Raw genomic sequence first — 16,408 nt, forward strand, 5'->3', positions numbered from 1 at the left:
CGCGCGTCGCCCGACGAAGCCGATGCCGGCCGCGTGCCGCTCGGCCTGCCGCTGCCGCCTTCGGCGGGCAAGCGGCGCGTCGCGCTGAACGTTGCCGCCGATGCGCTCGCGTCGGTCGGCCCGCTGCCTGCGCTGGCCGACGTGCTCGCCGCCGCGCCCGATGCATGGCACGCGCCGTTGCGCGAATTGGACGCGCTCGGCGCACGCTGCGGCGTGCAGGGCCGCGTGTTCGGCAGCCTCGCGTGGCAGGCGCTGACGGGCGAGCGCTATCTGAGCGAATCCTCCGATCTCGACATCGTCGTTCCGCTGCCGGGCGCCGCGTGGCTCGCGCCGCTGCTCGACGGGCTGGCCGACATCGACGCGCGCGCGCCGATGCGCATCGACGGCGAGCTGCTGCGCGGCGACGGCGCGGGCGTGAACTGGCGCGAGCTGCATGCACGGCTGCCCGACGTCGCGGTCAAGACCGCGACCGCCGTCGAATTGATGTCGGCCGACGCGTTCGCGGGAGGCGCGCAATGAATGCATGGGCTTCCCGCCGCGTCGCGGCGCCGTCCGATGCCGAGCGCATCGCCGAGCTTGCCGAGCGCAGCCTCGTGCTGGAGATCGACACCTATCCGAAGCCGGGGCTCGTCAGCCGCGTCGACACCGGCAGCCATGCGGACATGGACGCCGCGACCTTCGAACGCAGCGCGGCCGTCTTGCGGCCGTACTTCGCGGAGTTGGCCGACGCCGGCGCACGCGACGCCGACATGGCCGTGCTGCGCAAGATCGGCCTGCGTGCGGAACACGCGATGCTTGCCGCGACCGGCGGCGTCAATACGCATCGCGGCGCGATCTTCGGGCTTGGGCTGCTGTGTGCGGCCGCGGGCCGCCGCATCGCGCCCGGCACGACGGCCGCGGCCCGCACGATGACGCTCGGCGCATCGGTCGCGCAGCGCTGGGGCACCGAGATCCTCGGCGGCCCGCGGCTGCCGGACAGCCACGGCGAACGCGCGAGCCGTCGCTATGGCGTGGGCGGCGCCCGCCGCGAGGCGGCCGACGGCTTCACGACCGTTTATCGCGTCGGGCTGCCGGCACTGCGCCGCGCACAGCGCAGCGTGCCGGACGATGCACACGCCGCGCGCGTCGATGCGTGCTTCGCGCTGATCGCCGCGCTCGACGATACGAATCTGTTGCACCGCGGCGGCCAGGCCGGCCTCGATTTCGCGCAGGCGACCGCCCGGGCGTTCGTCGCGCGCGGCGGCATCCGCGCGCGCGACTGGCGGTTGCGTGCGCTCGCCGCGCATCGCGCATTCGTCGCACGCCGGTTGAGCCCGGGCGGCGCGGCCGACCTGCTGGCGATGAGCGTATTCGTCGATGCGCTCGAAGCGGACAGGGTGGGGCGATGATGCTGGCGATCCTGTGCTCGGGGCAAGGCGCGCAGCGCGCCGACATGTTCGAATTGACCGGCACGGCGCCGCAGGCCGATGCACTGTTCGCGCACGCGGGCCGGCTTCTCGGCGACGATCCGCGCAACTGGGTGCGGAGCGCCGCACCCGACGCGCTGCGCGAGAACCGCGCCGCGCAGATCCTCTGCACGGTGCAGGCGCTTGCGGCAGCCGCGCTGCTCGACGCGGTATGGCCGCGCCGGCGCTGCGTCGCCGGTTACAGCGTCGGCGAAGTCGCGTCGTGGAGCGTCGCGGGGATGATCGATCCGCACGACGCGCTCGACCTGGCCGACGCGCGTGCGCGCGCGATGGACGCCGCGAGCGGCGGCGACGAGCGGATGGCATTCGTGCGCGGGCTGACGCGCGCGCAGCTCGCGCGGCTGTGCGACGGCCGCGATGCGGCGATCGCGATCGCCAATCCCGGCGACGCATTCGTGGTCGCCGGGCGCCGGGCCGACGTCGAGGCGGTGGCCGACGATGCGGCGCGCGATGGTGCGCTGCGTGTCGCGCCCGTCTGCGTGCGGATCGCGTCGCACACGCGCCGCCTCGCGTCGGCGGTGCCCGAGTTGCGTGCGTCGCTGGCTGCCGTGAATGTGCGCCGGCCGCTGCCCGGCACGCGGCTCTTTTCGGGGATCGACGGCGCGTCGGTGCTCGATGCCGACGCGGGGCTCGACAAGCTCGCGCGGCAGATTGCGGAGCCGGTCGAGTGGGTGGCCTGCCTGGCCGCGTGCGTCGAGGCCGGCGCGACCGCGTTTCTGGAACTCGGCCCCGGCCGCGCGCTGGCCGAGATGGCGAGCGGCGCGTATCCGGCGCTGCCGGCGCGCAGCGTCGCGGATTTCCGTTCCGTCGGCGGCGTCGCGAACTGGCTCGCACGCGTGTCGGCCGGCTGACGGTCGGTACGCCGGCCGGGCGAAAACATTACCAATGCGCTGTAAAAAACACCGCGAAACGGGCCCGGAAATCGGTCCCGAAACAGCCCGGCGAGCGGCGGTCGCGCACCGGGTGTTGCGTCGGCGCAGCAGCGTTGCAGCGAGCGCTTGCCACGCGAATTGGCGTCGCTACAATGGCGCCCGCCATGAGACCAGTCGCCTTCCTTTTCGCCGCGTTCGGCTGCGCGGCGACCGCCCACGCCAGCCCGATTCCGTCCGACGCCGCATCGGTCGGCGCATACTTTTCGTATGACAATGCGGCGGCCGATGCGACCGTCGACCTGATCGCACAGGCGCAGCGCCGCGTGCTGCTGGCCGGCTACGCGCATGTGCCGCCCGCGGTCGCGGCGGCCCTGCGTGCGGCGCGCGAGCGCGGAGCCGAAGTGCGGGTCGTGCTGGTGCGTTCGCCGCGCGCCGGCAAGTACAGCGGCGCCGGCTATCTGAAATCCGCCGGCATCGACGTGGCGATCGACTCGCGGCTCGGCGATCCTGCGCCGCGCTTCGTGATCGTCGACGACAGCGTCGCGCTCGCGACGCTGTCCGACGGCGCCGCGGCGCATGCGGAAACGGTGAACGTATTCCAGCGCGCACCGGAACTTGCGCAGTCGTATACGCAGTCGTTCTGGCGGCTGTACCGGCAGGCCGCCGGGCTCTGACCCGCACACGCCGCCCGAGCGAACAGCTCTTCTCCCTCTTTCTTTCTTCACCCCGACCGGCGTCGCGCCGACGCGGTTGTGACCCTGCTTGCATCGCCGTGGCCGATGCACCATGCTCGTTGGACGGGCGCCGATGCGGGCTTCGCGGATCCGGCGCCACGGCAGGGAGCCGATCGTGACCGAGTATTTTGCCGATCGTGCGGACGCGGGCCGCCAGTTGGCCGATGTGTTGCATGAGTATGCGGGGCGTCGCGACGTCGTCGTGCTCGCGTTGCCGCGCGGCGGCGTGCCGGTCGCATTTCCGGTCGCCGTTGCGCTGCGCGCGCCGCTCGACGTGCTGGTCGTGCGCAAGCTCGGTGCGCCGTTCGATCCCGAGTTCGCGATGGGCGCGATCGCGACCGGCGGCGCGGTCCATCTGCAACACTCGGCGATCCGGGCGCTGGGCGTGACCGACGTACAGCTTGCCGGCGTGATCGCGCGCGAGACCGCCGAACTGCAGCGTCGCGATGCGCTGTATCGCGGCGCCCGGCCGCCGCTGCCGGTCGACGGCCGCATCGCGATCGTCGTCGACGACGGCGTCGCGACCGGCGCATCGATGCGCGTCGCGCTGCAGGCGCTGCGCGAGCGCCATCCGGCGCGCATCGTGGCCGCCGCGCCCGTCGCGCCGGCCGGCGCCGGGCACGTGTTCGACGATCTCGCCGACGCGTTCGTGACGGTGTCGCAACCGCTGCGCTTCTTCGGGATCAGCCAGTTCTACGCGCGTTTCGAGCAGACCGACGACGACGAAGTGCGCGTGCTGCTCGACGCGGCCCGCGCCCGGGACGACGGCACTACGCCCGCCTGACCTTGCGTCGGCGCGTGCCGCCGCGCGCGGCTTCGGCCAGCGCGAATACGCGCTGCAACGCCGGATGGACGTCGCCGCGCCAGCGCGCGCCCGTGAACAATCCGTAGTGATCGCATGCGGCGATATCGACGCGGTGACGTTCGCTGGCCGCGAGGCCGCCGCACATCCCGTGTGCCGCATGCGTCTGCCCGGCGCCGGTGACGGCGTCGCACGCGCCTTCGACGGTCAGCAGCGCGACGCCGCGCAGCGCGGCCGGCTCGACGCGCCGGCCGCCCACCTCCCACGTGCCGTTCGCCAAACACATCCGCTGGAACACGATATCGACGGTTTCCAGGAAGTACTCGGCCGGCATGTCGAGCAGCGCGGTGTATTCGCGCAGCGCGCGCCGCGCGTCGGCCAGCTCCGTCATGTCGAAGCGCGACGCGGCGCGCGCGTAGTCCTCGATCAGCACCATCAAGCGCTGCGGATACAGCAGCGCGATCTCGCCTTGCTGAAGATAGGTCGGGAACACGTGGCGGCCATGACCGGGGAAACAGGGCGGCACGATGTCGATCAGGTTGCGGCGGCACCACGTCAGCGAGCGGGACGCGGCGGTGGTGCCGAGCATCGTCGGGTTCACGCGCGCGTCGAGCGGGCCGCCGATCAGCGCGACGCTCGCCGGCGGCGGCAGGCCGCGCGCGGCGCGCAGCGCCAGCGCGCCGAGCGCGGGTACGGTCGCCTGGCATACGGCGACGATGTGCAGCGGCCGGTCGTCGTGTACGAGCGCATCGACGAAGCCGTCGAGCGTCGCCACGTACTCGTCGAGTCCGAAGCGGCCCGCCGCGACCGGGATGTCGCGCGCATTGACCCAGTCGGTCACGCACACGTCGCCGTCGGCCAGCAAGGTTTCGACGCTCTCGCGCATCATCACGGCCGAGTGCCCGGCGAGCGGCGCGCACAGCAGCACCGTGCGCGGCGCGTTCTGGCGCGCGAAGCGCCGCAACTGGCAGAACGGCGTGCGTGCGACCAGCCGTTCGTCGATGGCCGGCCGCTGGATCTCGAAGCGCGGCGGTCCGGCGGGCGGCCCGAGCAGCGGCTCGAACAGGTCGTCGTAGCACGACGACGCCGCGTGCGGCAGCGTCGCGGCCGGCCACGCATCGAACGCGTGACGCGTTGCCGCGCGCCACGCGCGCATCCATTCCCGCTGCTGCTCGACGACGGCGTACCACATGGAAAACCTTGGCGCGGAAGGGGCTTGAATCTGCATTATGGTCACTCCAGCCGCGCAGCGGGTGGCGAATACGTGACCGAATGATCTGCGTTAAGCGTCGCCGCGCTAGGCGGCGTCGCGCGGCGCTGCTACAGTCGTCGGTCCCATTCCCTCAAGCGGAGCGTTTGCGATGAAGCTGATCGGCATGCTGGATTCCCCGTTCGTGCGCCGTGTCGCCATTTCGGCGAAGCTGCTCGACCTGCCGTTCGAACACGAGTCGATCTCGGTGTTCCGTCACTTCGACCGGTTCCGGACGGTCAACCCGGTCGTGAAGGCGCCGACGCTCGTGACCGACGACGGCACGACGCTGATCGACTCGTCGCTGATCGTCGACTACCTCGACCATCGCGTCGCGCCGGAGCGGCGCCTGCTGCCCGATGCCGCCGATGCGCGGCTGCGCGCGCTCGTGCCGGTCGGCTTCGCGCTGGCGGCGGCCGAGAAGACGGTGCAGGTCGTGTACGAGCAGGCGCTGCGGCCGGCCGACAAGCAGCACGCGCCGTGGCTCGAACGCGTGCTGAGCCAGCTCGAGGCAGCGTACGGCGAGCTCGAGCCGCTGGTCGCGGCCGCGAGCGGCTGGCTCGGCGGTGCGCGCCTGCTGCAGTCCGACGTGACGGTGGCGGTCGCGTGGCGCTTCACGCAGTACATGGCCGCCGAGTATCCGGCGCTCGGCCGGATCGATCCGGCCCGTTATCCGGCGCTCGCCGCACATTCGGCGCGTGCGGAAGCGTTGCCGGCGTTCGTCGACACGCCGCTGGACTGACGCCGGCATCTCGAGTGTGGCGGGCGGCGACGGGCGGTGCGCTGCGCCGCTGCGGTTGGCGTCCAGCCCGGCCAGCTCGGTGCGGGCGTCCGATGCGCGCGTCGGACGGTCGGTAGTCGTCCTCCGCGCGGCAGTCCGCCTGCGCCCGATGCCGCCCCCCGGCAAATGCGCGTTGCACCGATGCGTTTGCGCGGCCGAGCCGGCCGCTCATCGCTCGCTCGGCCCCGCTGAACAAGGGAATCGCCGATTGTTCGCAGCCGCCAACAAGTGACTTCGCATTCGCGCTGTTTATCCGGACGAGTGCCGTCCCTAGAATCCACTCCATCGAATAAGCATTGCCTGATGGAGCCGATGATGAGAGCGCTGATCGAATCGAGCCTGTACCACCCGTCCGTCGTGTTGCCGCTTGCCGCGCTGACGCAGTTGATGGTCGAGCGCGATTTCAATCTCGGCCAGGTCGGGCTGATCGTCGCCGCGCGTGGCGCGCAGGCCGCGGTGTCGGCATCGCGCGCGCTGATCTTCTGCCGTCACTGCGAAGCGCACGCATGAGCGCGCATCGGCTGAGCACGTAAAAAAGCCCGACCGGCGCAAGCCGGTCGGGCGGATCCGATTCGATCGAGCCCCGGCTTCGGCCGGGGTTTTTCATGGGCGACGCTCAGGCACGAGCCGGCGCCCCGACGTTGTAGATTTCCGCATCGTCGTCCTCGCGCAGCTGGCGCACGAGCTGGTGTGCCTCGCGGCGCGACGCGACGGCCGGCGGCGAGCCCTTGAGCGGCTGGCGCGCGGTTTCGGCCAGCGCGACGACCGACACGATGCCGATCACGGCGGCGCCCATCATGTAGTACGCGGGCATCATCAGATTGTGGGTCACGTCGACGAGCCATGCCGTCACCAGTGGCGTCGTGCCGCCGAACAGCGACACCGACACGTTGAAGCCGATCGCGAGCGCGCCGTAGCGGATCTCGGTCGGGAACAGCGCCGGCAGCGCCGACGGCATCACGCCGGTGAAGCACGACAGCAGCACGCCGAGGATCAGCAGGCCGGCGAACACCGATGCGGTGGTACCCGCATGGATCAGCAGCAGCGACGGGATCGACAGCACGAGCAGGCCGACGCAGCCCGCGAGCATCACCGGCTTGCGGCCGATCTTGTCCGACAGGCGGCCGGCGGCGAGCGTCAGCGGCATCATCAGCACCATCACGATCAGCACGAGCACGAGGCTGTGCGACTCGTCGAAGTGCAGCGTCGAGGACATGAAGCTCGGCAGGTACGACAGCACCATGTAGTCGGTCACGTTGAAGATCAGCACGAGGCCGACGCAGAGCAGCAGCGCGCGCCAGTTGCGCATCAGCGTCTCGCGGAAGCGCACCTTCGGCACGGCCTTGTCCTGCGCTTCGCGCGCTTCGGCCTGGCGCTTGAACGCCGGCGTTTCCTCGAGCTTCATCCGGATGTACAGGCCGATCAGGCCGAGTGGGCCCGCGATCAGGAACGGCACGCGCCAGCCCCACGACAGCAGCGCTTCGTTCGACAGCGACGCGGTGAGCACCGCGACGACGCCGGCGCCCATCACATAGCCGATCAGCGTGCCGAACTCGAGGAAGCTGCCCATGAAGCCGCGGCGCTTGTCGGTCGAGAATTCGGCGATGAAGGTGGCGGCGCCGCCGTATTCGCCGCCGGTCGAGAAGCCCTGCACGAGGCGGGCGACGAGCAGCAGGATCGGCGCCATGATGCCGATCGACGCATAGCTCGGGATCAGGCCGATCGCGAAGGTGCCGACGGCCATCATGATCATCGTCGCGGCGAGCACGCGCTGGCGGCCGATGCGGTCGCCGAGCGGGCCGAACACCATGCCGCCGAGCGGGCGCACGAGGAACGCGGCCGCGAACGTGCCGAAGGTCGCGAGCAGCTGCGCGGACGGGCTGCTGGACGGGAAGAACACCTTGCCGAGCGTGACGGCGATGTAGCTGTAGACGCCGAAGTCGAACCATTCCATCGCATTGCCGATGGCCATCGCGCTGACGGCGCGCTTGAGCAGGCTCTGGTCGACGACGGTGATGTCGTCAGCGACGAGGGGAGCCTCGGCGGACGATGGGGTGGAAGAAGCAGCGGTCGGGCTGACGTGTGTTGCGGTCAAGGTCATGCACTCCTTTGACTGCGCCGGAACGGGCGGGCCGTCCGACACGGTTTGCCGGCGAGCGCGATGTCGTGTGCTGCGCGTCGGGGCAAGCCTTTAAGCGCTTACTGCACGTGAGGCGGTAAGGAGCCAAGGGACTGCTTCGACGCGGGCCCGGTGGGCCGTCGCGACGGTGCGCTCATGAAGAATGGGCCGCGTGATGCGAGCGGCAGATGCCGGTGCGGACGCGGTGTCCGACGTGCCGGCAACGCCCCGGAGGGGCAACGAAACGAGAAAAGCGGGCCTGTCGGGCGGGCTTTCCTGTGGGTGCAATTTCGGCCGAAGCACCGACCCGCAACGCGCGGACGGACTCCGTTCGAAATCGAATAGACAGAGATTGAATGTTGAAACAGGCGACATGATAGCACGATGACAGACGATCGTGCAAATTGCCCGGAATCCCCCGCGTGGCGGGGCTGCCGGCGAGACCGGCTCCGGTATGATCGGCTGCGCGCGGCGGGGTCGCGCCGCCCTCGCGACGGGGGCTGAATCTGCGAGGAACCGGATGACCGAACTGATGAAGATCGCGGCGCTGTTCGCCGCCACTGCGCTGGCCGAAATCGTCGGCTGCTACCTGCCGTGGCTCGTGCTGAAGGGCGGGCGCCCCGTGTGGCTGCTGGTGCCGGCCGCGCTGTCGCTTGCGCTGTTCGCATGGCTGCTGACGCTGCATCCGAGCGCGGCGGGGCGCACGTATGCGGCTTACGGCGGCGTGTATATCGCGGTGGCGCTGATCTGGCTGCGGGTGGTCGACGGCGTCGCGCTGACCCGCTGGGACGTGGCGGGCGCGGTGCTCGCGCTCGGCGGGATGGCCGTGATCGCGCTGCAGCCGCGCGCGTAGGCGCGGCCGCAGGCCCGGGTGCGGAGGTGCTGCGTCAGGCGGCTTCGGCGGTGTCCACTTCGGCGGCCTTGCGCCACACGCAGGTGCCCTTGACCGACTTGTCGAGCTCGTCGAGCTGGGTCTGGTGCGCGGCGAGTTCGTCGTCGCTTGCCGCAAGGACCGGCAGGTCGAGCGCCGCGAGCGACACGCGCTGGCCGTTCGCCGCGCCGCCGTCGACGCCGGCGTCGTCGAGCATGTCGATCACGAGGCTGTCCTGGCCGCGCGTCATCGCGAGATAGACCTCGGCGAGCAGCTCCGAGTCGAGCAGTGCGCCGTGCAGCGTGCGGTGCGCGTTGCTGATGCCGAACCGGTCGCACAGCGCGTCGAGCGAGTTGCGCTTGCCGGGGAACATCTGCTTGGCCTGCACGAGCGTGTCGATCACGCCGCCGCAATGCTCGGTGAACGGCGGCAGGCCGAGCCGTGCGAATTCCGCGTCGAGGAAGCCGAGGTCGAACGGCGCGTTGTGGATGATCAGCTCGGCGTCCTTCACGAAGTCGCGGATCTGGTCGGCGACTTCGGCGAATTTCGGCTTGTCGCTGAGGAATTCGGTCGTGAGGCCGTGCACCGCCAGCGCGCCCGGATCGCTGTCGCGCTCCGGGTTCACGTAGATGTGCAGGTTGTTGCCGGTGAGCCGCCGGTTCAGCAGCTCGACGCAGCCGATTTCGATCAGGCGGTCGCCGGTGCGGGGATTCAGGCCGGTGGTTTCGGTATCGAGAATGATCTGGCGCATGTCGGATAAATCGGGAAAGACAGGAGGGCGGCCCGGGTTCAGGCCGCGAGCGATTCGACGCCGCGATTCGCGAGCGCGTCGGCGCGTTCGTTTTCGGGGTGGCCGGCGTGGCCCTTCACCCAACGCCACTCGACCTCGTGCTGCACGACGAGCGCGTCGAGCCGCTTCCACAGGTCGGCGTTCTTCACCGGCGTTTTCGCCGCGGTGACCCAGCCTTTCTTCTTCCATCCGTGGATCCACTCGCTGATGCCCTTCTGCACGTATTGCGAGTCGGTATGGACGATCACGCGGCACGGCCGCTTCAGCGCCTCGAGCGCGGCGATCACGCCCATCAGTTCCATGCGGTTGTTGGTGGTGTTGGGCTCGCCGCCGAACAGCTCCTTTTCGCGGTCGCCGTAGCGCAGCAGCGCGCCCCAGCCGCCGGGGCCGGGATTGCCCTTGCAAGCGCCGTCGGTATAGATGTCGATGGTGTCGGTGGTCATGAATGTTCTTGATGGGTGGTCGGGGTGGCCGCCGGCGTGAGGCCCGGCGCGAGCACGGGCTTCTTCATCTTGATCGGGCCGACGAGGCGCATGCCGCGCACGCGCTTGACGGCCGTGACCATGTAGACGGCGCCGAAGATCGGCCACCAGCGGTCGCCGGCGGCTTCCATGAAGCCGTAGCGGGCAAGCCATTTGTCGGTGACGAGCGGCGGACGGTAACAGCCGAACCGGCCGCGCTCCAGATCGAAGCCGAGCAGCTTGATCCAGTCCTTGAGCCGGATGAACGCGATCTGGTCGCGCGCGGCGGGCACGAACGGCCGATTGGCCATCCGGCCGAACGTTTGCCGCATCCCCCACAGGCTCAGCGAATTGAAGCCGGTGATCACGAGCTGGCCTTCCGGCATCAGCACGCGTTCGGCCTCGCGCAGCAGGCGATGAGGGTCGGACGTGAATTCGAGCGTATGGGGCATCACGATCAGGTCGACGCTCTGCGACTCGAACGGCAGGTCGAGCAGGTCGCACCAGACGGTGCTGCGATCGGCAGGCGCATGCTCCGGCGCGTGCGCCTCGCGCGCCCACGGGTACTGGTACGGCGCGCTCGCGCCGCTTGCCGGATCGAGCACGAGGCCGCGATACGGCATGCGGTTCTCGCGCAGCGCATCGAGCTGCGGCAGCCCGAGCTGCAGCGCGTGAAACCCGAACACGTCGGACACGATCCGGTCGAGCTGCGCCTGCTCCCAGCCCAGCACGTAGCGGCCGGGCGGCGAGTCGGTCCAGGCGGGCCAGTCTATAATTTGTGGATCGGACATAACGATGATTGCGCGCCCATGAACGAGCTGGAATACGTGCCGGTGCCGGCATTCGAAGACAACTACATCTGGCTCGTCTCCGACGGCCGCGATGCGATCGCCGTCGACCCGGGTGAAGCCGCGCCGGTGCGTCGTGTTCTTGCCGAACGCGGCTGGCGGTTGACCGCTATTTTACTCACGCACCATCACGCCGACCATGTCGGCGGTGTCGCGGCACTGCGCGATAGCCAACCGGACGATGTTCCGCTTGCCGTGTACGGCCCGTCGGCAGAAGGGATCGGCGTGGTCACGCACCCGCTCGCAGGCGGCGATCGCGTGGTGCTCGACACGCCTGCGCTGGCGTTCGACGTGCTCGACGTGCCGGGCCACACGCGCGGCCACATTGCTTATTTCCAGGCGGCCGGGCAGGGCGCCGCCACCCCTCACGTATTCTGCGGCGACACGCTGTTCTCGTGCGGTTGCGGGCGCCTGTTCGAAGGCACGCCCGCGCAGATGCTCGCGTCGCTCGACGCGCTTGCGGCGCTGCCCGGCAGCACGCACGTACATTGCGCACACGAGTACACGCTGTCGAACATCCGCTTCGCGCTCGCGTGCGAGCCGGGCAACACCGCGCTCGCTGCATGGCGCGAAGACGCGCAGGCGCTGCGCGCGCGCGGCGTGCCGACGCTGCCCACCACGATCGCGCACGAACGTGCGGTGAACCCGTTCATGCGGTCGGACAGCGCGGCGATTCACGCGACGCTCGAGGCCGAGTTGCACGAAGCGGTGCCGGATCGTCTGACGGCATTCGCGCTGATGCGCGAGTGGAAAAACCGTTTCCGGTGACGCTTTCCGGAGGACTCCAAACCTCAGGTGGCGTCTGTAAAAATTGCTGCAAATGTAGGATTTCGCTGAGTTTTCGGTGTTTTTATTGACGTGAAGCACGCACTTCCGTAGTATCGCCTGCAATTTCCAGCCGTCGGAAGCCGAGATTTTCATGCGACTTATATTGAGTGCGATGGTGGTCCTGCTGCTCGCCGCGTGTGCGAGCCAGGCCCCTGTCGCCAACAACGCCGCCGATTCGCAGGCGACGTCCAACTACCTCCGTAAATCAGCCACCGCCAAAGAAACCGTCGACGTCGACAAGCAATCCGTCGGCGACCTGACGAGTGCCGACTCCGATCTGTGGGCGCGCATTCGTCGCGGCTTCCAGATGCCGGACCTGCAGAGCGACCTGGTCGACATGCAGACGACGTGGTACACGCAACGCCCGGATTACGTGCAGCGCATGACCGAGCGTTCTCAGAAATATCTGTACCACATCGTCGAGGAGCTCGAGGCGCGCCACATGCCGACCGAGCTCGCGCTGCTGCCGTTCATCGAATCCGCATACAACCCGCAGGCGCTGTCGGTCGCGAAGGCCGCGGGCATGTGGCAGTTCATGCCGGGCACGGGCCGCACGTACAACCTGAAGCGCAACATGTGGCAGGACGAACGACGCGACGTGCTCGCGTCGACGAGCGCGGCACTCGACTATCTGTCGCGCCTGCATGACATGTTCGGCGACTGGTATCTCGCGCTGGCCGCGTACAACTGGGGCGAGGGCAACGTGCAGCGCGCGATCGCGCGCAACCAGGCGGCCGGCTTGCCGACCGACTACCAGAGCCTGCGGATGCCGAACGAGACGCGCAATTACGTGCCGAAGCTGCAGGCGGTGAAGAACATCATCGCGAGTCCGCAGCAATACGGCCTGACGCTGCCGGACATTCCGAACCACCCGTATTTCGTGACGGTCACCACGTCGCACGACATCGACGTCGCGGTTGCCGCGAAGCTCGCGAACCTGTCGCTCGACGAGTTCCGCTCGCTGAACCCGTCGTTCTCGAAGCCGGTGATCCTCGGCACGACCGAGCCGCAGATCCTGCTGCCGTTCGACAACGCGGCGGCGTTCGAGAAGAACCTGAAGGCGTACAACGGCCAGCTGTCGTCGTGGACCACCTACACGGTCAGCGAGCGCGCGGCCCCGGCCGCGATCGCCGAGAAGATCGGCGTCGACGCCGATACGCTGATGTCGGTCAACAAGATTCCCGCCGGCATGCGCCTGAAGCCGGGCTCGACGATCGTCGTGCCGCGCGGCGACGACGACGACGAGGACATCAGCGCGGACGTCGCGGAAAACGCCGTGCTCGCGATGGAGCCCGACGTGCCCGACACGCGCAAGATGCTGATTCGCGTGCGCCGCAAGCAGTCGATGGCGGCGCTCGCCGGCCGCTACGGCGTGTCGGTCGGTCAGCTGAAGGCATGGAACCGCACACACCGCGATCTGGTGATGCCGGGCCAGGCGGTCGTGCTGCACGTGCCGGTCGGTCGCGCGGTGCCGGCCGAGCCGGGTCCGGAGCGGATCGCGACGACGGTCGGCGGCGCGCATATCGAGCGTGCGAGCCTGGCGGTCGGCGGCAAGCGCGGTGCGAAGCGCGGCGCCTCGAAGCCGGCGGCCCGCACCAACGCGGCGCCTGCGAAGGCCGCGCCGGCCAAGGCGGCACCGAAGGCTGCCGCCCACAAGGGCAAGAAGAAGTAACGCGGTACAATCGCGTCGCGGCGGCCCGGCCGGGCCACGCGATCGCGCTGTCGTCCGACGAAACGCGAAGCAACGCCGTCACCGAGGTGACGGCGTTTTCGTTTGTGCGCGACGCGCGCCGCTGCCGCGCGAGGTTCGGAACAACAACAGGAGAGACAGGATGTCGTCGGTGCAGGTGAGGGTGCTCGCGCTCTTTGCGCTCGGGTATTTCGTGTCGTACGTGTTTCGCGGCGTCAATCTCGGCTTTGCGCCGTTCGTCACGCACGAGCTCGGGCTGTCGGCGGCCGATCTCGGGCTGCTGACCAGTCTCTATTTCCTCGGCTTCGCGGGTGCGCAGATTCCGGCCGGCGTGCTGCTCGACCATTTCGGTCCGCGCCGCGTGACGGCCGGCATGCTGCTGTTCGCGGCGGCCGGCGCCGCGGTATTCGGCGTCGCACACGCTCTCGGCACGATGATGGTCGGCCGCCTCCTGATCGGCGTCGGCGTCTCGGTGTGCCTCGGTGCCGCGTTCAAGGCGCTCGCGCAGCATTTCCCGGTCGGGCGTCTGCCGCTCGTCAACGGTCTCGTGATGGCCGTGGGTGGCCTGGGCGGCGTTGCGGTCGGCACACCGCTCACGTGGCTGCTCGGCCTGACGAGCTGGCGCGTGATCTGCGCCGGACTGGCCGTGCTGACGATCGCCGTCGCGGCCGCGATCGGTCTCGGTGCGCCGGAAGCCCAGCCGCCGCGCCACCAGGGCGGGCTCGTCAGCCAGTTCAAGGGCACCTGGCACATCCTGAGCAGCGCTGCGTTCTGGAAGATCTCGTCGTTCTCGATCGTCACGCAAGGCGTGTTCTACGCGATGCAGTCGCTGTGGGTCGGTCCGTACCTGCGCGATGTCGCGGGGTTCGATGCCCAGCACGCCGCGCGCTTCGTGTCGGTGCTCGGCTTCGCGATGATGGCCGGCTGCGTCGGCTTCGGCGCCGCCGCGCGCGTGCTCGAGCGGCGCGGGGTGTCGGTCCAGGCGTTTTGCGGCGCCGGCATGGCGCTGTTCGTCGTCACGCAGGTCGCGATCGTTACGCGTGTGCCGTTGCCGCCGGCCGTGCTGTGGGCGGCCTACGGGATGTTCGGCGGCGTCGGGATCCTGACCTATGCGGTGCTGGCCGGTCACTTCCCGGCTCAGCTGATCGGGCGCGCGAACACGACACTCACGCTCGTGATCTTCGTGCTGATCTTTGCGTTCCAGATCGGCATCGGCGCGGTGCTGTCGCGCTGGCCGGCCGTGGATGGCCATTACCCGGCCGCGGCGCACGTCACCGTGTGGAGCATGCTGCTCGCGCTGCAGCTCGCGAGCGCCGTGTGGTCCGTGTGGCCCGTGCGCCGCGCTGGCAAGCACGCCGATCCGGCGGTACGCTGACGAGTAGGGCGGCCGCGAAAACGGGGCCGCAGCCGCACGTGCCGCGCGCGATTGCCACGTCGTCGTGCGTGTCGCGTGCACGATCGGACGGCCATATCGATTGAAGATAAGGCCATTTTCGGGCTATAATTTGAAAGTTTGTGCTGATCAACCTCGCACCCTAGCGCCTACCTCACTCATCCCGTTCATCCGCCGCACGCCGCCTGTCGGGCGACGCCGCGAAGCCTCGTGCGCCACGCGCCGGGTTCGCGTCTCGACAACGCAGGTCGCGTCCAGCAAGCGACTCCGCGCGCCTACGCAGCGCGGCGCTCGCGCGGCAGGGTAAACAGGTCGGCAGCAGGGTGTTCCCCAAGGAGCCTCCCGTGTTGCCGTCTTTTTCTCCCGCCTTGCTTGCACTCGCCGACGGCACGGTCTTTCGTGGTTATTCGATCGGGGCCGAAGGCCACACGATCGGTGAAGTCGTGTTCAACACCGCGATTACCGGCTATCAGGAAATCCTGACTGATCCGAGTTACGCGCGTCAGATCGTCACGCTCACCTACCCGCATATCGGCAACTACGGCGTCAACGCCGAAGACGTCGAAGCCACGAAAGTCCATGCCGCCGGCCTGATCATCCGTGATCTGCCCACGCTCGCATCGAACTTCCGCATGGACCGCACGCTCGGCGACTACCTGCGCGACGAAGGCGTCGTCGCCATCGCCGGCATCGACACCCGCAAGCTGACCCGTATCCTGCGCGACAAGGGCGCGCAGAGCGGCTGCATCCTGGCCGGCTCGGACGACGAGGCGAAGGCGATCGAGCTCGCGCGCTCGTTCGAGGGCCTCGCCGGCATGGATCTCGCGAAGGTCGTGTCGACCACCAAGCCGTTCGAGTGGAAGCAGACCGAATGGCGCCTCGGCAGCGGCTACGGGATGCAGGAAGCGCCGAAGTACCGCGTCGTCGCGTACGACTTCGGCGTCAAGTACAACATCCTGCGCATGCTCGCGGAGCGCGGCTGCCACGTGACGGTGCTGCCGGCCGAGGCGAGCGCCGCTGACGCGCTGGCGCTGAATCCGGACGGCATCTTCCTGTCGAACGGCCCGGGCGACCCGGAGCCGTGCGACTACGCGATCGCGGCCACCAAGGCATTCATCGAGCGCGGCGTGCCGACCTTCGGCATCTGCCTCGGTCACCAGATCATGGGCCTCGCGGTCGGCGCGAAGACGCTGAAGATGAAGACGGGCCACCACGGCGCGAACCATCCGGTGAAGGATCTCGGCGACGGCCGTGTCGTGATCACGTCGCAGAACCACGGCTTCGCGGTCGACGCGGATTCGCTGCCGGCCAACGCGCGCGTGACGCACGTGTCGCTGTTCGACGGCACGCTGCAGGGCTTCGAGCTGACCGACAAGCCGGCATTCTGCTTCCAGGGCCACCCGGAAGCGTCGCCCGGCCCGCACGACATCGGCTATCTGTTCGACCGTTTCACCGCACTGATGGACGCGGCGAAGCAGCGCAACGCCTGACGTCACTGAAGCAA

General features: G+C 69.3%; 17 protein-coding genes. 12 read left to right on the top strand and 5 right to left on the bottom strand.

Annotation, left to right across the window (positions count from 1 at the left end):
* From mdcG to O1Q03_RS28410, 5 genes are all read left to right on the top strand, one after another.
* Positions 1-519: malonate decarboxylase holo-[acyl-carrier-protein] synthase (gene mdcG / locus O1Q03_RS28390; RefSeq protein ID WP_269507353.1), on the top strand; the 519-nt coding region annotated here is incomplete at its 5' end.
* Positions 516-1,388, top strand: a complete 873-nt coding sequence (gene mdcB / locus O1Q03_RS28395) for a triphosphoribosyl-dephospho-CoA synthase MdcB (protein WP_269507354.1) — start codon at positions 516-518, stop codon at positions 1,386-1,388. The genes mdcG and mdcB, both read left to right, overlap by 4 nt.
* On the top strand, positions 1,385-2,317 hold the full coding sequence (mdcH, locus tag O1Q03_RS28400) for a malonate decarboxylase subunit epsilon (RefSeq protein ID WP_269507355.1): 933 nt from the start codon (positions 1,385-1,387) through the stop codon (positions 2,315-2,317). The genes mdcB and mdcH overlap by 4 nt, the downstream gene beginning before the upstream one ends.
* 173 nt (positions 2,318-2,490) lie before the next feature.
* The gene (locus O1Q03_RS28405) at positions 2,491-3,012 is read left to right on the top strand and encodes a phospholipase D-like domain-containing protein (protein WP_269507356.1); all 522 of its coding nucleotides are present in this window, start codon (positions 2,491-2,493) and stop codon (positions 3,010-3,012) included.
* A 175-nt stretch (positions 3,013-3,187) separates the two neighbouring features.
* Positions 3,188-3,856: a phosphoribosyltransferase gene (locus O1Q03_RS28410; RefSeq protein ID WP_269507357.1), complete on the top strand. Its 669-nt coding sequence runs from the start codon at positions 3,188-3,190 to the stop codon at positions 3,854-3,856.
* Here the strand turns inward: O1Q03_RS28410 and phaZ are convergent.
* On the bottom strand, positions 3,843-5,066 hold the full coding sequence (gene phaZ, locus O1Q03_RS28415) for a polyhydroxyalkanoate depolymerase (RefSeq protein WP_269507358.1): 1,224 nt from the start codon (positions 5,064-5,066) through the stop codon (positions 3,843-3,845). The genes O1Q03_RS28410 and phaZ overlap by 14 nt on opposite strands.
* Positions 5,067-5,235: 169 nt before the next feature.
* Here phaZ and O1Q03_RS28420 point away from each other — a divergent pair, with 169 nt between their 5' ends.
* Together O1Q03_RS28420 and O1Q03_RS28425 are read left to right on the top strand one after the other, a co-directional pair.
* Positions 5,236-5,865, top strand: coding sequence for a glutathione S-transferase family protein (locus O1Q03_RS28420; RefSeq protein ID WP_269507359.1), 630 nt, complete (start codon positions 5,236-5,238; stop codon positions 5,863-5,865).
* A gap of 351 nt (positions 5,866-6,216) precedes the next feature.
* On the top strand, positions 6,217-6,414 hold the full coding sequence (locus tag O1Q03_RS28425) for a hypothetical protein (protein ID WP_269507360.1): 198 nt from the start codon (positions 6,217-6,219) through the stop codon (positions 6,412-6,414).
* A 106-nt stretch (positions 6,415-6,520) separates the two neighbouring features.
* Here O1Q03_RS28425 and proP read toward each other — a convergent pair whose 3' ends face one another.
* Entirely contained in the window at positions 6,521-8,005 is a 1,485-nt protein-coding gene (proP, locus tag O1Q03_RS28430; protein WP_269507361.1) for a glycine betaine/L-proline transporter ProP, read from the bottom strand.
* Positions 8,006-8,543: 538 nt separating this feature from the next.
* Between proP and O1Q03_RS28435 the strand changes: the two genes are divergently transcribed.
* Positions 8,544-8,876 carry a YnfA family protein gene (locus O1Q03_RS28435; protein WP_269507362.1) on the top strand — a complete coding sequence of 111 codons (333 nt, stop codon included), beginning with the start codon at positions 8,544-8,546 and terminating at the stop codon, positions 8,874-8,876.
* A gap of 34 nt (positions 8,877-8,910) precedes the next feature.
* Here the strand turns inward: O1Q03_RS28435 and dnaQ are convergent, their stop codons facing one another.
* Genes dnaQ through O1Q03_RS28450 form a run of 3 tightly spaced genes read right to left on the bottom strand, consistent with a single transcriptional unit; the run spans position 8,911 to position 10,936 of the window.
* Positions 8,911-9,645: a DNA polymerase III subunit epsilon gene (gene dnaQ / locus O1Q03_RS28440; RefSeq protein ID WP_269507363.1), complete on the bottom strand. Its 735-nt coding sequence runs from the start codon at positions 9,643-9,645 to the stop codon at positions 8,911-8,913.
* Between the two features lie 38 nt (positions 9,646-9,683).
* Complete coding sequence (rnhA, locus tag O1Q03_RS28445; RefSeq protein WP_269507364.1) at positions 9,684-10,127, bottom strand: ribonuclease HI; 444 nt, start codon at positions 10,125-10,127, stop codon at positions 9,684-9,686.
* Positions 10,124-10,936 carry a class I SAM-dependent methyltransferase gene (locus tag O1Q03_RS28450; RefSeq protein ID WP_269507365.1) on the bottom strand — a complete coding sequence of 271 codons (813 nt, stop codon included), beginning with the start codon at positions 10,934-10,936 and terminating at the stop codon, positions 10,124-10,126. The genes rnhA and O1Q03_RS28450 overlap by 4 nt, the downstream gene beginning before the upstream one ends.
* 18 nt (positions 10,937-10,954) lie before the next feature.
* Here O1Q03_RS28450 and gloB point away from each other — a divergent pair, with 18 nt between their 5' ends.
* The 4 genes from gloB (at position 10,955) to carA (ending at position 16,394) form a co-directional block, all read left to right on the top strand.
* Positions 10,955-11,761, top strand: a complete 807-nt coding sequence (gene gloB / locus O1Q03_RS28455; RefSeq protein WP_269507366.1) for a hydroxyacylglutathione hydrolase — start codon at positions 10,955-10,957, stop codon at positions 11,759-11,761.
* A 151-nt stretch (positions 11,762-11,912) separates the two neighbouring features.
* Positions 11,913-13,493 carry a transglycosylase SLT domain-containing protein gene (locus O1Q03_RS28460; RefSeq protein WP_269507367.1) on the top strand — a complete coding sequence of 527 codons (1,581 nt, stop codon included), beginning with the start codon at positions 11,913-11,915 and terminating at the stop codon, positions 13,491-13,493.
* A 160-nt stretch (positions 13,494-13,653) separates the two neighbouring features.
* Complete coding sequence (locus tag O1Q03_RS28465) at positions 13,654-14,886, top strand: MFS transporter (protein WP_269507368.1); 1,233 nt, start codon at positions 13,654-13,656, stop codon at positions 14,884-14,886.
* 362 nt (positions 14,887-15,248) lie between these two features.
* Positions 15,249-16,394, top strand: coding sequence for a glutamine-hydrolyzing carbamoyl-phosphate synthase small subunit (gene carA, locus O1Q03_RS28470; protein ID WP_269507369.1), 1,146 nt, complete (start codon positions 15,249-15,251; stop codon positions 16,392-16,394).
* The last annotated feature ends 14 nt before the right edge of the window (positions 16,395-16,408 follow it).

Source organism: Burkholderia sp. IMCC1007, from assembly GCF_027257875.1.
Lineage (GTDB): Bacteria > Pseudomonadota > Gammaproteobacteria > Burkholderiales > Burkholderiaceae > Burkholderia.

Excerpts from the sequence above, each read along its gene's own strand:
- dnaQ (WP_269507363.1), bottom strand. The coding sequence starts at position 9,645 with ATGCGCCAGATCATTCTCGATACCGAAACCACCGGCCTGAATCCCCGC.
- O1Q03_RS28425 (WP_269507360.1), top strand. The coding sequence starts at position 6,217 with ATGATGAGAGCGCTGATCGAATCGAGCCTGTACCACCCGTCCGTCGTG.
- O1Q03_RS28420 (WP_269507359.1), top strand. The coding sequence starts at position 5,236 with ATGAAGCTGATCGGCATGCTGGATTCCCCGTTCGTGCGCCGTGTCGCC.
- O1Q03_RS28450 (WP_269507365.1), bottom strand. The coding sequence starts at position 10,936 with ATGTCCGATCCACAAATTATAGACTGGCCCGCCTGGACCGACTCGCCG.
- O1Q03_RS28435 (WP_269507362.1), top strand. The coding sequence starts at position 8,544 with ATGACCGAACTGATGAAGATCGCGGCGCTGTTCGCCGCCACTGCGCTG.
- gloB (WP_269507366.1), top strand. The coding sequence starts at position 10,955 with ATGAACGAGCTGGAATACGTGCCGGTGCCGGCATTCGAAGACAACTAC.
- phaZ (WP_269507358.1), bottom strand. The coding sequence starts at position 5,066 with ATGTGGTACGCCGTCGTCGAGCAGCAGCGGGAATGGATGCGCGCGTGG.
- mdcH (WP_269507355.1), top strand. The coding sequence starts at position 1,385 with ATGATGCTGGCGATCCTGTGCTCGGGGCAAGGCGCGCAGCGCGCCGAC.
- rnhA (WP_269507364.1), bottom strand. The coding sequence starts at position 10,127 with ATGACCACCGACACCATCGACATCTATACCGACGGCGCTTGCAAGGGC.
- mdcB (WP_269507354.1), top strand. The coding sequence starts at position 516 with ATGAATGCATGGGCTTCCCGCCGCGTCGCGGCGCCGTCCGATGCCGAG.
- proP (WP_269507361.1), bottom strand. The coding sequence starts at position 8,005 with ATGACCTTGACCGCAACACACGTCAGCCCGACCGCTGCTTCTTCCACC.
- O1Q03_RS28405 (WP_269507356.1), top strand. The coding sequence starts at position 2,491 with ATGGCGCCCGCCATGAGACCAGTCGCCTTCCTTTTCGCCGCGTTCGGC.
- O1Q03_RS28460 (WP_269507367.1), top strand. The coding sequence starts at position 11,913 with ATGCGACTTATATTGAGTGCGATGGTGGTCCTGCTGCTCGCCGCGTGT.
- O1Q03_RS28465 (WP_269507368.1), top strand. The coding sequence starts at position 13,654 with ATGTCGTCGGTGCAGGTGAGGGTGCTCGCGCTCTTTGCGCTCGGGTAT.